Raw genomic sequence first — 13403 nt, forward strand, 5'->3', positions numbered from 1 at the left:
ACAGCGTGTACGAGGGCGTGGTTCAGGACCTGATCGACGAGCTGGGCAGGCTGCCCGGCGTGGGTCCCAAGAGCGCGCAGCGGATCGCCTTCCACATCCTGCAGGCGGACCCCGCCGACGTCCGACGGCTCGCGCACGCCCTCAGCGAGGTGAAGGCGAAGGTCAGGTTCTGCGCGGTCTGCGGCAACGTCGCCGAGGCCGACCAGTGCCGGGTCTGCCGTGATCCGCGCCGCGACCCGGCCGTCATCTGCGTGGTCGAGGAACCCAAGGACGTGGTGGCGATCGAGCGGACCCGCGAGTTCCGCGGCCGCTACCACGTGCTCGGCGGCGCGATCAGTCCGATCGAGGGGGTCGGCCCGGACGACCTGCGCATACGGGAGCTGCTGGCGCGGCTCGCGGACGGTAGCGTCACCGAGCTGATCCTGGCCACCGACCCCAACCTCGAGGGGGAGGCGACGGCCACGTATCTCGCACGCATGGTCAAACCGATGGGACTGAAGGTCACCCGTCTCGCGAGCGGTCTGCCGGTCGGCGGCGACTTGGAGTACGCCGACGAGGTCACGCTCGGCCGGGCCTTTGAAGGAAGGCGGCTGCTTGATGTCTGACAACGCCCTGGACCCCGACGACTTCGCCTCCTCGATCTCGGACCAGATCGAGAGCTTCATCCTGTCGGTACGGGAGGTCGCCAAGGGCGACGACCCCGACAGCGCGGTGCCCTACCTGCTGCTGGAGGTCTCCCAGCTGCTGCTGGCCGGGGGCCGCCTCGGGGCGCACGAGGACATCGTCCCGGAGGAGCGCTACGAGCCCGACATCGGCCCGGAGCCCGACGCCGACGAGCTGCGCCAGCGGCTCGCGGTGCTGCTGGAGCCGATCGACGTCTACTCCGAGGTCTTCGACCCTTACGTGCCGCGCAGCACCCCGGTGGCCTGCCGGATCTCCGACGACCTCGCGGACGTGGTGACGGACCTCGCGCACGGCCTGGCGCACTTCCGCGAGGGCCGGGTCAGCGAGGCGCTGTGGTGGTGGCAGTTCTCCTACCTGTCCAACTGGGGGCCGACCGCCTCGGCCTCGCTGCGGGCCCTGCAGTCCCTCGTCGCCCATGTGCGGCTGGACAGCCCGCTGGACGCGCTGGACGGACTGGACACCGACCACGGCGCGGACGACGAGGACAAGCTCGCCGCCGAGGCCGGCCGGGTCATGGCCGCCGAGATCGCCAAGCCGCTGGGGCTGCGCCCCAGCCGCTGAACCCCCACCGCGCCCGCCCCTCCCGAGGGGCGGGCGCGTGTGCGTGGTCGGGTCTCCCAGGCGGGGACCCGGGGCCGTAGTGACCCGGAGCACGCCGCCCGGTGTGCATAGGTCGGCGTGTCGTTGGGCAGATGGCTCGCAGAGTGGGCCCGGCGTCTCAGCATGTGGTATTGAGGGGTCGGTTCCGGCCTGCTCGTTAGACTGAGCCGAACGCAGTACCGGATTTGAGGAGCGCACGTGGGCCTTGTCGTGCAGAAGTACGGCGGCTCCTCCGTTGCGGATGCCGAGGGCATCAAGCGCGTTGCCAAGCGGATCGTCGATGCCAAGAAGAGCGGCCACCAGGTGGTCGTCGTGGTCTCGGCGATGGGTGACACGACGGACGAGTTGATCGAGCTCGCCGAACAGGTATCTCCGATGCCTACCGGCCGCGAGTTCGACATGCTGCTGACCGCCGGAGAACGGATCTCCATGGCCCTGCTGGCGATGGCGATCAAGAACCTCGGACACGAGGCGCAGTCGTTCACCGGTAGTCAGGCGGGTGTCATCACCGACTCCGTCCACAACAAAGCACGCATCATCGACGTCACGCCGGGCCGCATCCGCACCGCCCTCGACCAGGGCAACATCGCGATCGTGGCCGGCTTCCAGGGCGTGTCCCAGGACAGCAAGGACATCACGACGCTGGGCCGGGGCGGCTCCGACACCACCGCGGTGGCGCTGGCGGCGGCCCTCGACGCCGGGGTGTGCGAGATCTACACCGACGTCGACGGCGTGTTCACCGCCGACCCGCGCGTGGTGAAGAAGGCGCGGAAGATCGACTGGATCTCCTCCGAGGACATGCTGGAGCTCGCCAGCTCCGGCTCCAAGGTGCTGCTCCACCGCTGCGTGGAGTACGCCCGCCGTTACAACATCCCGATCCACGTCCGGTCGTCGTTCTCCGGCCTCCAGGGCACTTGGGTCAGCAATGAGCCGCGAGAGGACCAGACGGGCATGGAGCACGCGATCATCTCCGGTGTCGCGCACGACACATCCGAGGCCAAGGTGACGGTCGTCGGTGTGCCCGACAAGCCGGGCGAGGCGGCCGTGATCTTCCGGGCGATCGCGGACGCCGAGATCAACATCGACATGGTGGTGCAGAACGTGTCGGCCGCGGCCACCGGCCTGACCGACATCTCCTTCACCCTCCCCAAGGCCGACGGCCCGAGGGCGATCGAGGCCCTGAAGCGCGTCCAGGGCACCATCGGTTTCGAGACGCTCCGCTACGACGACCAGATCGCCAAGATCTCGCTGGTCGGCGCAGGCATGAAGACCAACCCCGGTGTCACGGCGCAGTTCTTCGAGGCGCTGTCCAACGCGGGCGTGAACATCGAGCTGATCTCGACCTCCGAGATCCGCATCTCGGTCGTCACCCGCGCCGACGACGTCAACGAGGCCGTGCGCGCCGTGCACTCCGCGTTCGGCCTGGACAGCGAAACCGACGAAGCGGTCGTCTACGGAGGAACAGGCCGCTGAGCACCCCGATTTCGGTCGGGTGACCCAAATCTCTGGTCTGGACCGCTTGATCGGAAGCCTGTAGGCGCCAGACAATTTCAGCTCCCTGTGTGTCGCAACCGTGCGACGCGCAGGGAGCGTCTTTGTGTCAGCGCACTGCCCTACTGTGCTGCAGGCCGGGCGCGGCGCAACAGCGCCAGCAAAAGGGGCATTGGGGAAGAGTTGGTACGCATGCGCATATGTGCTACACCGTCAAAAACGGTGCCTCGGGCGTACAACCCTGACGGGGGGACGCGTGTCCAACAGGCGTGGCAGAGGCACTCGGCATCGAAGCACCCCTCGTGGGGCGGGGCAGCGCTCCGGCGCGTCCGCACGTCCGGCGGCCGTCGCGCGCAGTCGGCGGCATCCCGGTGATCGCGCCCTGGCCTGTGGTGCAGGCGCCCTCGGACCGCGACCGCGGCGACACTGACGCCGCGATGTCAGTCGGGACCACCGTCGACCACCTCACCGAGACCTACCGGGCCCACTACCGCTCGCTGCTCGGCCTCGCCGCACTCCTGCTGGACGACACCGCCTCCTGCGAGGACGTCGTCCAGGAGGCCTTCATCCGCGTCCACTCGGCCCGCAAGCGGGTCCGCGAACCCGAGAAGACCCTCGCCTACCTCCGGCAGACCGTCGTCAACCTCTCCCGCTCCGCGCTGCGCCGCCGCATCATGGGCATGCGGCTGCTGTCCAAGCCCATGCCCGACATGGCGAGCGCCGAGGAGGGGGCGTACGAGGCGCTGGAGCGTGACGAGTTGAAGGCGGCCCTGCGCAAGCTGCAGCGCCGGCAGCGCGAGGTCCTCGTCCTGCGCTACTTCGCCGACATGACCGAAGCCCAAGTAGCCGAGACCCTCGGCATTTCCCTAGGCTCGGTGAAGGCGTACGGCTCGCGTGGTCTCGCGGCGCTCCGCGTCGCGATGGAGGCCCCGGCATGACCAACCCGAACCCACCCGGCGGTATGGAAACCGAGAACGACATCGGCGGTGGCAGCCCCGAGGAGCGGCTGAACCCCGACGAACTGGCGCTGCGCCGGCTCATGCGCGACGCCGTGAGCGACATCCAACCGGGCCAGGAGGCGCTGGAGCACCTGCGCCGCGCGGTCCCCGCCCGGCGGGCGCACCGTCGGCAGTTGCTGGCCGGCAGCGCGGCCGCGTGCCTGCTGGCGCTGGTCGCGGTCCCCGCCGCCCTCCACGCGGCGGACCTCTCCGGATCCGCCAGGACCGGCACCGCCAACGCCTCCAGCGCCCAGGACACCGGTGGCACCGACGGCGACGCGAACGGCCCCGCCGCCGGCGCCGGCACGCCCTCCCCGTCCGACGGCGACGGCCGTCGCGACGAGGACCCCACGCGCACCGGCGGCTCCCACGGGCACGTCACCCCCGGAGCAACGGGCTCCGCGGACCCCTCCGACACGCTCGCGGCCAACGCCCCGCTGTGCACCGCCGGCGACCTCGGCAGCGCCTCCGGGTACGCCGGCGCCGCCGACGGCTCGGGCCGGGTCGACGGCTGGTTCCAGGTGGCGAACACCTCGAAGGGCTCGTGCACCGTCGATGGCGGCGGTTCGGTCAGCGTCTCCTCCACCCAGGGCGCGGCCGACTCCGCCCGCATCAACGTCGTCGACCACACCCCGAACGACGGCACCACACTGCCCGACTCCCTCGGCACGACGCTGATCCTCAAGCCCGGGCAGAGCTACCGGGTCGAGTTCACCTGGGTCCCGGCCGCCGGCGGCGACTCGGGCGGCTGCACCCCCCCGGCCACGCCGACGCCCACCGCGACCGCCACCAACACCCCGTCCGGCGAGGCGTCCGCGCCCCCGGCGGGTGTGGACGGCCCCGGCCAGGGCGGCCCGGCGGGCAGCATCGTGCTGAGCCACACGCCCGAGGCCGGAGCGCCCGTCGTCATGGCGACGATCGGCGGTGCCTGCGCCGGGACGGTCTACAGGACAGGCGCCATCGCCGCGCAGTAGCGGGGGGCGGTTCCCGGGGACGCCCGGGCGCCCCGTACCGTTGACGGCGTGTACCGGTTCCTGCTGTCCCCCCGCTGGCTGGGCGGGCACCTCTTCATGGTGTGCGCCGTGGTCCTCTGCACCTTCATGGGCAGCTGGCAGCTGAGCCGGTTCGAGGCCCGCGTCGACAGCCACCGCGCCGCCCAGGACAAGCCCGCGGCCACCGCCCGGGACGCGGCGCCGCTGGAGCGCCTGCTGCCGCGGGCGACCTCCGCGCTGACCACCGAGACGGCCGGCCGCACGGTACGGGCCACCGGCCGCTACGACACGGCGCACCAGTTCCTCGTGCCCGGCCGTGAGCTCGACGGACGCACCGGCTACTACGTGCTCACCCCGCTGCTGACCGGCGACGGCGCTGCCGCCCTGCCCGTCGTCCGCGGCTGGCTGCCCGGCGACGCGGACCGCGCGTCCGCCGTCGGCGTGCCCGCACCGCCGGCCGGCGAGGTCACCGTCACCGGGGCCCTGCAGGCCCCCGAGAGCGCCGGCACCGACGGCGCGATCGGCCGCGGCGGGCTCGCCGAGGGACAGCTGGGGATCATCAGCGCGGCGTCCCTGGTCAACCTCGTCCCGTACCAGGTGTATGGCGCCTGGATCACCCAGACCGAGGCCGTCCCCGCGCCCCTGCGGGCCGTCCCGCCGGTCGCGCCGAGCGGCACCGGCCTGGACCTCAAGGCCTTCCAGAACCTCGGTTACACCGGCGAGTGGTTCGTCTTCGCGGGCTTCGTGGTCTTCATGTGGTTCCGGCTCGTCCGGCGGGAGGCCGAGACCCGGCGCGACGCCGAGCTCGGCCTCACCGGGGAGGAGGGGCCGGCCGCGGCCTCAGCCGCCGAGGTGGCGCCGGACGAAATCCAGCTCCAGTCGTAGCTGCTTGATCCGCTCGTCGACGACGAGCGAGCCGTGCCCGGCGTCGTAGCGGTAGACCTCGTGCGCCTTGCCCAGGCCCGCCAGCCGCTCGACGTAGTTGTCGATCTGCCGGATGGGGCAGCGCGGGTCGTTGAGGCCCGCCGAGACGTAGACCGGGGCCTTGACCCGCGCCACGTACGTGATCGGCGAGGACGCCTCGTAGCGGTCCGGGACCTCCTCGGGGGAACCGCCGAACAGGGTGCGGTCCAGCGCCTTCAGCGCCTCCATCTCGTCGCCGTACGCCGTCACGTAGTCCGCGACCGGCACCGCCGCCAGGCCCACCGTCCACAGCTCGGGCTGGGTGCCCAGCCCCAGCAGCGTCAGGAAGCCGCCCCAGGAGCCGCCGGACAGCACCAGCCGGGCCGGGTCGGCGAAGCCCGACTCCACCGCCCACGTCCGGACGGCCGCGATGTCCTCCAGCTCGATCAGGCCGACGCGGTGCTTGAGCGCGTCCGTCCACTCCCGGCCGTAGCCCGTGGAACCGCGGTAGTTGACCCGCACCACCGCGTACCCGTGGTCCAGCCAGGCCGCCGGGCCGGCCGCGAAGGCGTCCGAGTCGTGCCAGGTGGGCCCGCCGTGGATCTCGAACACCGTCGGGTACGGGCCCTCGCCCCGCGCGGGCCGCTGGACGAGCGCGTGCACCGGCCCGCCGGGCCCGTCCACCCACACGTCCTCCACCGGGAGCGAGCCCGGGGCCCGCTCACCCGGCGCCTCCAGCACCACGGCCCCGGTCGTCGACCGCACCTCGGAGGGCGCCGCCGCCGACGACCACAGGAACTCCACCGTGCCGTCGGGGCGGGCCGTCGCGCCGCTCACCGAACCCGCCGGGGTGTCCAGCCGGGTCAGCTCGCCGTCCGCCAGCCCGTAGCGGTAGATCTCGCTGCGGGCCCGGTACGTGTGCACCACCAGCAGCGCGGTGCCGTCCGGGTACCACTCCGCCGCGACGTCACCGGGCAGGTCGATCGCCAGGGCGGTCTCCGTGCCCGCCGCGACGTCCCAGACCATCGGCTCCCAGCGGCCGCGCCGCTGGTGCGCCACCAGCAGCCGGGCGTCGCCCGGCACGGGGGCGAACCCCAGGCACTCCAGGCCCAGTTCCTTCGTGCCGCCCTCGCTGTCGTCCAGCTCCGCGACCGTCGTGCCGTCCGTCGTGACGACCCGCAGCGCCGAGTGCATCGCGTCGCCGTGCTCGGTGTGCTCGACGACGACCAGCGTGCCGTCCTCCGACAGCGCGCCGACCCCACCCGACTCCTCGTGCCGGTAGATCTCCACCGGTTCCGCCCCGGGACGCACGACGTGGATCGTCGTGCCCTCCTCGTCGGTGGAGCGGCCCACCACCGACAGCCCGCCCCGGCCCAGCGCCAGCCCCGCGGGGTACGAGGGCTCCAGGCCGGGCGCGGCCGGCTCGTCCGGGCCGCCCGCGAAGGGCTGCCGCATCCAGACCCCGAACTCGTCCCCGTCGGTGTCCGCGAACCACCACACCCACGCGCCGTCCGGCGTCAGCGTCCCGTCCGACGTGCCGTTCGGCCGGTCGGTGACCTGCCGCTGCGCCCCGGTCGTCCGGTCCCACGCGTACAGCTCGTAGGTACCCGTCGCATTCGACACGAACAGGCTGCGGTGGGGGGCGTCCTCCGCCCACTCCGGCAGTCCGACGCGTGGCGCCCGGAAGCGCTTCTCCCAATCCGGCATACCAGCCATGACGTCGCTCATGCCACCATCAAACCCGATCGCGCCCCGCAGCGGACCGTGGCCGTCGTCACCAGCTGCGATCACGCCCCGGAACGACGATCAGCGCCGTCCCCCGCCCCAGGTCCACCCGCGACCGCGGGGGTGCCCCGTCGCCCTCCTCGTCGCGCAGCATCAGCGTCGCCCGGCGCTCGTCCAACTCGCTGCGCTTGCCCGGCGAGAAGCTCGCGTGCAGCTGCTCGAAACCGGTCGCGGAGACCTGCCCGCTCCGTCCGCCCCACCGGCCCGCCCGCAGCACCTGGTCGACGAAGGCCACCCCGATCAGCAGGATCACCAGGCCCGGCAGCGTCATGAAGACCACGAACTCGACACCCATGGCCCAACCTTCGCACGGCGGCGGCGCACCTGCGACGGCCCGGGCGGCACCCGGTTACCCTCGCGCCATGACCGACACCGAACATCCCCTCGTCCCGCCGGACTTCGTCGTCCCGGACCCGCCCGCCACCGAACGCTTCCGCCTGGAGCCCCTCGGCCCGCGGCACAACGCCGCCGACCACGCCGCCTGGACGTCCGGCATCGACCACATCCGCGCCACCCCCGGCTTCGAGGGCCGCTCCTGGCCGCCGCCGGACGGGATGAGCCTCGAAGCCAACCTGGAGGACCTGCGCAAGCACGCGGAGGACTTCGAGCGCCGCACCGGCTTCACCTACACCGTCCTGTCCGTCCCCGGCGGCGACGTCATCGGCTGCGTGTACGTCTACGGCTCACGCACCGAGCCCGGCGTCATCGACGTCCGCTCCTGGGTCAGCGCCCCCCACGCCGCCCTGGACGCCGCGCTCCACCGCGTCGTCAGCGACTGGCTGGCCGACGCCTGGCCCTTCGAGCGCATCGCCTACGCGCCCCGCTGAACCCCTGTCCGGGCCCTTGGGAAGTTCACGCGTTCGGCCCACTCGGGCCGCCACCACGTACGACGTGTGATGGGGTGGTGACGCAGCGGAGCCGCGGGGGGTGCGTCCGAGCGCTCCGCGACACGACCGGACCCTGATTCCCCGGGGGCGGCCCGGGCGCCGCGTCCGGCGGTCCCCCCGTCACACGGGCGTACGAGGAAGGCGTGGCGATGATCGCTGTACGGGACACCGACGGGATACCCCGGCGCAGGCTGCGGGGCGCGCTCGCGGTGCTGAGCACCTGCGGGCTCCTGCTGACCGCTGCCTGCGCCACCGCCGACCCGCTGCGGCTGTCCCCCGACGCCGACCGGGCGGCCGCGGACCCCGCGGCGGGCGTACCCCCCGAGCTGCGGCGCTACTACGAGCAGCACCTCGACTGGGAAGCCTGTCAGGACGTGCCCGGCTTCCAGTGCGCGACCGTGACGGTGCCCCTGGACTACGCCCACCCGGAAGCGGGCGACATCACCCTGACCGCCGCCCGCGTGCGGGCCACCGGCGAGGCCGCCGCCCGCGTCGGCTCGCTCCAAATCAACCCCGGCGGTCCCGGCGAGTCCGCCGTCGACTACCTGGTCGCCGCCGCCGGCACCTTCTCCCCGGCCACGCGCTCCGCGTACGACCTGGTCGCCGTCGACCCGCGCGGCGTGCAGTACAGCACCCCCGTGGAGTGCGCCACCGACACCCCGGCCATCCCCATGGGCTTCGGCCTGCGGCTGTCCGGCGACGCGGCCGAGATCACCGACTCCTACGAGGCGTTCGAGGAACTCGCCGACGCCTGCGAGGAGCACGCCGGGGAACTGCTGCCCCACCTCGGCACCCCGGACGCGGCACGCGACATGGACGTCGTGCGCGCCCTCCTCGGCGACGAGCGCCTGCACTACCTCGGCTACTCCTACGGCACCTACCTCGGCGCGACCTACGCCGAGCTGTTCCCCTCGCGGGTCGGCCGCATGGTCCTCGACGGCGCCGTCGACCCGGCGATCGACGGCTACCGCGAGAACCTGGACAGCACCGCCGGGTACCAGCTGGCCTGGGACTCCTTCGCCGCCGACTGCGCCGCCCGCCCCGACTGCCCGGTCGGCCACTCCGTCGCGGAGGCCGGCCGCGTCCTCGACGGCCTGCGGGACAAGCTGGACGCCGGCCCGCTGCGCCAGGGCAAGGACATCACCGTCACCGGCGAGGACCTCCTCACCGCGGTCATCACGGCCCTGCGCGAGGCCTCCTGGGAGGAACTGCGCACCATGCTGCGCCAGATCCTGGCCGGCGACACCACCGAGCTGCAGCAGTTCGGCGGCACGGACGAGGGCGACTCCGGCAACGCCGCGGACGCCCTCCTCGCCGTCGACTGCCTCAGCTCCACCCTCGGGGCCCGCTTCTCCGAGGCCCAGGCCCAGGCCGCACTGCCCGCCTTCCTGCACGCCTCGCCCCAGTTCGGCACCTCACTGGCCACGTTCCTGGTGCTGTGCACCCACTGGCCCGTCCCGGCGACCCAGACCCCGCACGCCATCGCCGCCCCCGGGGCCGCCCCCATCCTCGTCGTCGGCACCACCCGCGACCCCGCCACCCCGTACCCCTGGGCCCAGTCCCTCGCCCGTCAACTCGACTCCGGCCACCTCCTCACCTACGACGGCGACGGCCACACCGCCTACCACCGCGGCAGCCCCTGCATCGACGACGCCGTCGACCTCTACCTGACCCACGGCGAACTCCCCGCCCCCGGCACCATCTGCGGCTGACCCGCGCCGCTGCGCGTCCGGGCCTTGGCCGTTGGCCCGTGCCGGGTCAGACTCGTGCCCGTGGAGGAAGCGATCCCGCTCGGCCGGGGCGATGTGCGCTGGGTGTTCCCGGATCCGGCTGACGCCGAGGCCGTGCAGGAAGCGCTGAGCACGGCCGGTGCGCTCGTCTCGCGGTTGGCCGAGCACCTCGGCGTCCGGGCCGGTCACACCGGAAGTGGCCTGGAGTACCACCGCGTTGAGGGCTTCGAGCTCGCGGGAGTCTTCGGCTCCGTGGAGGTCCGCGAGGTCTCCTTCCATGCGCGGCTGTACGTCCCGCGGCGATGCCTCTGGGACCTGCGCGGGGGTCCGCCGTGGGAGGTCGAGGCGGAGGTCAGGGTGGCGTGCGACCGCGAGGTGGATTGCGGCGGGCACACCGTCGCCGAGAGCGGGCGCTCCTGCGACACCCCCCTGGACGCGGCGCGCGGCCTGGTGCGGGCCGCGGCGTGGCTGCTTGCCCAGGGTGTCGGTGAGCCGCCGCACGCTTGGCGCTCGCGGGACCCTGGGTGCCCCCCGGGTCCGGTGGACTGAGAGGACGGCCTCGGGGCGGCCGGCACGCGGCGGCCATCCCTATTAGTATTGAATGATACGATCGCGAACGTAACAATAGGTGGAGCTGACGCGATGGGTGTGGCCCGTTCCTTCCTCTCGTGCAGCACCGGGAGGACAGGAGCAGTCATGAAGATCGCAGTCGCCGGCGGTACCGGGGTGGCCGGACGTTTCGTGGTGGAGGCCGTACGGGCCCGCGGACACGAACCCGTGGTGCTGTCACGCGGACAGGGCGTCGACCTGGTGAGCGGGTCGGGGCTGGAAGCGGCGCTGACCGGGGCCGACGCGGTGATCGACGTCAGCAACGTGACCACGAACCGCAAGTCGGTCGCCGTCGGCTTCTTCGAGAAGGCGGGACGGAACCTCATCGGTGCGGCCGAACGCGCCGGGGTCCGGCACCTCGTGACGCCGTCGATCGTGGGGGTCGACCGGGTCGGGCACCCGTACTACACGGGCAAGCTGCGGCAGGAGGAGATCATCCGGGGCGGGCCGGTGCCATGGACCATCATGCGGGCGACGCAGTTCTACCGTCGGTCAGGCGCTGAGCGGTGTCCCCGGACCGATCGCGCTGGTGCCGACGGCGCCGGTCCAGCCCATCGCCGTACGGGAAGTGGCCGAAGCCCTCGTCGACCTCGCCCTCGAAGCGCCGAAGGGGATGGCCCCCGAGCTCGCGGGCCCGCAGGTCGAGTCCCTGGTCGACCTGGCCCGGCGCCTCATCGCCGCGGGCGGCGCGCGCCGCCGTCCGGTCGTGCCCCTGTACTTCCCCGGCGGGATGCGCAGCGGCGGCCTGCTGCCGACCGGCCCGGGCCCCCGCGGCACCCAGACGTTCGCCGAGTGGCTCGAGGCGCAGAGCGCGGCGAAGCCCTCATGAGCGGCCCCGGCTTCGGCCGGGACCGCGAGCGGTGGTCAGGCGGATAGTCACATGAACGAGTCAGGGCTCCCGGGAACATTCCTGGGAGCCCTGATCTGCATCTACGAAGTCGGGGTGGCGGGATTTGAACCCACGGCCTCTTCGTCCCGAACGAAGCGCGCTACCAAGCTGCGCCACACCCCGGTGTCGCGTCGTGGCCTCGGGCCCGGCGCGACGAGGATTACTCTAGCGGACCTCCCGCTGGAGACGAAATCCGGTTTTCCGCGGCGGCTCAGGCGCCCGGTGTCAGGGTGAGCAGGGTGGCCTCGGGCGGGCAGGCGAAGCGGACCGGGGTGTAGCGGTTGGTGCCGCAGCCCGCGGAGACGTGCAGGTAGGAGCGGTGACCGGCGGCCTCGTGGGTGGACAGGCCCTTGACCCGGTCCGCGTCGATGTCGCAGTTGGTGACGAGGGCGCCGTAGAACGGGATGCACAGCTGGCCGCCGTGGGTGTGCCCGGCGAGGATCAGCGGGTAGCGGTCGGCGGTGAAGGCGTCGAGTACGCGCAGGTACGGGGCGTGGACGACCGCGAGCGAGAGGTCGGCGTCCGTGTCGGGACCGCCGGCGATGGCGGCGTAGCGGTCGCGCCGGATGTGGGGGTCGTCGAGGCCCGCGAAGGCGATCTCGATGCCGTCGTCGAGCTTGAGGCGGCCGCGGGTGTTGTTGACCCCGACCCAGCCGGCCACGTCGAAGGCGTCGCGGATCTCCTCCCACGGGTTGCGGATGACGCCGATGGCGGGGTTGTTCTGGCCGTTGAGACCGTACGTGCCCCGGAGGCGCTCGGCGAGGTAGCGGGCGGGGTTGCGCGGGGTGGGGCCGTAGTAGTCGTTGGAGCCGAAGACGTAGGCGCCGGGGAGGTCGAGCAGCGGCCCGAGGGCGTCCATCAGCTCGGGGACGCCCTGGGGGTCGGAGAGGTTGTCGCCGGTGTTCACGACGAAGTCGGGGCGGAGCCCGGCCAGCGACTGCAGCCAGCGGCGCTTCTTGTTCTGGCCGCGGACCATGTGGATGTCGGAGACCTGCAGGACGCGGATCGGCCGCATCCCGGCCGGCAGCACCGGGACCGCCACCCTGCGCAGCCGGAACGACCGTGCCTCGATCCCGGCCGCGTAGGCCACGCAGGCCGCACCGGCAGCTGTGATGCCCAGGGGTACTCCGTATCGCGCGCGCATGCCCTCCATGGTGGCAGACGGCACGTCAGGGATAAATCCGCGGCCCTCCCGGTGGCGACCTGGCAGACTCGACGCCATGACCACCACGCTCAAGAAGCGTCTGCACGACGACCTCACGGCTGCCATCAAGGGGCGGGACGAGCTGACCTCGTCCACCCTCCGTCTGACCCTCACCGCGATCACCAAGGAGGAGGTCGCGGGTAAGGAGGCGCGCGAGCTCTCCGACGACGAGGTGCTGAAGGTGATCGCCCGCGAGGCGAAGAAGCGCCGGGAGGCCGCCGACGCCTTCGAGCAGGGCGGCCGCAAGGAGGCCGCGGAGCGTGAGCTGGCCGAGCGCGAGGTGCTGGACGCCTACCTGCCCCAGCAGCTGGACGACGCGGAGCTGGCCGGCATCGTTGCCGCGGCGATCGAGGAGTCGGGCGCCGAGGGGCCGAAGGCGATCGGCGCGGTCATGAAGATCGTGAACCCGAAGGTCGCCGGCCTGGCCGAGGGCGGCCGGGTCGCCGCCGAGGTGCGCAAGCAGCTCGCGGGCGGCTGACGGGGCCGACGGGGTCGACGGGCCCCGACGCCACGGAGGGCGGCGTGGCCCGCCGGGAGCCCTCCACCGGAACGCCGAAGGGGCGCCGGGACCGATCGGTCCCGGCGGAGCGCGGGCCACCCCACCCACAACCAGATACGCGACCACGAGCCG

General features: G+C 72.8%; 14 protein-coding genes, 1 tRNA gene and 1 pseudogene. 12 read left to right on the plus strand and 4 right to left on the minus strand.

Features of this window, described 5'->3' with window-relative positions; genetic code table 11:
• Nucleotides 1–5 precede the first annotated feature (5 nt).
• The 6 genes from recR (at nt 6) to ABZ312_RS01330 (ending at nt 5650) form a co-directional block, all read left to right on the plus strand.
• Nucleotides 6–605, plus strand: a complete 600-nt coding sequence (gene recR, locus ABZ312_RS01305; protein WP_018558314.1) for a recombination mediator RecR — start codon at nt 6–8, stop codon at nt 603–605.
• On the plus strand, nt 598–1245 hold the full coding sequence (locus ABZ312_RS01310) for a DUF5063 domain-containing protein (protein ID WP_500332022.1): 648 nt from the start codon (nt 598–600) through the stop codon (nt 1243–1245). Before recR ends, ABZ312_RS01310 begins: the two co-directional genes overlap by 8 nt.
• A 237-nt stretch (nt 1246–1482) precedes the next feature.
• Nucleotides 1483–2757 (plus strand): aspartate kinase, encoded by a 1275-nt coding sequence (locus ABZ312_RS01315; protein ID WP_499513036.1) that lies wholly within the window; start codon nt 1483–1485, stop codon nt 2755–2757.
• A 287-nt stretch (nt 2758–3044) separates the two neighbouring features.
• Complete coding sequence (locus ABZ312_RS01320) at nt 3045–3713, plus strand: SigE family RNA polymerase sigma factor (RefSeq protein ID WP_500332021.1); 669 nt, start codon at nt 3045–3047, stop codon at nt 3711–3713.
• Nucleotides 3710–4747, plus strand: coding sequence for a hypothetical protein (locus ABZ312_RS01325; RefSeq protein WP_500332020.1), 1038 nt, complete (start codon nt 3710–3712; stop codon nt 4745–4747). The genes ABZ312_RS01320 and ABZ312_RS01325 overlap by 4 nt, the downstream gene beginning before the upstream one ends.
• 48 nt (nt 4748–4795) lie before the next feature.
• Nucleotides 4796–5650, plus strand: a complete 855-nt coding sequence (locus ABZ312_RS01330) for an SURF1 family protein (protein WP_500332019.1) — start codon at nt 4796–4798, stop codon at nt 5648–5650.
• Here ABZ312_RS01330 and ABZ312_RS01335 read toward each other — a convergent pair.
• Nucleotides 5606–7396 (minus strand): S9 family peptidase, encoded by a 1791-nt coding sequence (locus tag ABZ312_RS01335; RefSeq protein WP_500332018.1) that lies wholly within the window; start codon nt 7394–7396, stop codon nt 5606–5608. The two genes, ABZ312_RS01330 and ABZ312_RS01335, sit on opposite strands and share 45 nt — an antisense overlap.
• Nucleotides 7397–7442: 46 nt before the next feature.
• Complete coding sequence (locus ABZ312_RS01340; protein ID WP_500332017.1) at nt 7443–7748, minus strand: DUF6191 domain-containing protein; 306 nt, start codon at nt 7746–7748, stop codon at nt 7443–7445.
• A gap of 67 nt (nt 7749–7815) precedes the next feature.
• Here ABZ312_RS01340 and ABZ312_RS01345 point away from each other — a divergent pair, with 67 nt between their 5' ends.
• The 5 genes and pseudogenes from ABZ312_RS01345 (at nt 7816) to ABZ312_RS01365 (ending at nt 11508) form a co-directional block, all read left to right on the plus strand.
• Nucleotides 7816–8280 (plus strand): GNAT family N-acetyltransferase, encoded by a 465-nt coding sequence (locus ABZ312_RS01345; RefSeq protein ID WP_500332016.1) that lies wholly within the window; start codon nt 7816–7818, stop codon nt 8278–8280.
• 209 nt (nt 8281–8489) lie between these two features.
• Nucleotides 8490–10052: an alpha/beta hydrolase gene (locus ABZ312_RS01350; protein ID WP_500436109.1), complete on the plus strand. Its 1563-nt coding sequence runs from the start codon at nt 8490–8492 to the stop codon at nt 10050–10052.
• Nucleotides 10053–10112: 60 nt separating this feature from the next.
• Complete coding sequence (locus ABZ312_RS01355) at nt 10113–10619, plus strand: hypothetical protein (RefSeq protein WP_500332014.1); 507 nt, start codon at nt 10113–10115, stop codon at nt 10617–10619.
• A 147-nt stretch (nt 10620–10766) separates the two neighbouring features.
• Nucleotides 10767–11111, plus strand: a pseudogene (locus ABZ312_RS01360) (SDR family oxidoreductase); the annotation flags it as partial.
• Between the two features lie 97 nt (nt 11112–11208).
• A complete protein-coding gene (locus tag ABZ312_RS01365; RefSeq protein ID WP_500436117.1) occupies nt 11209–11508 on the plus strand; it encodes a hypothetical protein in 300 nt (99 codons plus the stop codon).
• Nucleotides 11509–11617: 109 nt separating this feature from the next.
• Here ABZ312_RS01365 and ABZ312_RS01370 read toward each other — a convergent pair.
• A tRNA-Pro gene (locus ABZ312_RS01370) sits at nt 11618–11691 on the minus strand.
• 88 nt (nt 11692–11779) lie between these two features.
• Nucleotides 11780–12712, minus strand: a complete 933-nt coding sequence (locus ABZ312_RS01375) for a metallophosphoesterase (protein WP_500436111.1) — start codon at nt 12710–12712, stop codon at nt 11780–11782.
• A 76-nt stretch (nt 12713–12788) separates the two neighbouring features.
• Here ABZ312_RS01375 and ABZ312_RS01380 point away from each other — a divergent pair, with 76 nt between their 5' ends.
• Nucleotides 12789–13250, plus strand: coding sequence for a GatB/YqeY domain-containing protein (locus ABZ312_RS01380; protein WP_500436113.1), 462 nt, complete (start codon nt 12789–12791; stop codon nt 13248–13250).
• The last annotated feature ends 153 nt before the right edge of the window (nt 13251–13403 follow it).

It is taken from the genome of Streptomyces sp. NPDC006207, from assembly GCF_040613835.1.
Lineage (GTDB): Bacteria > Actinomycetota > Actinomycetes > Streptomycetales > Streptomycetaceae > Actinacidiphila.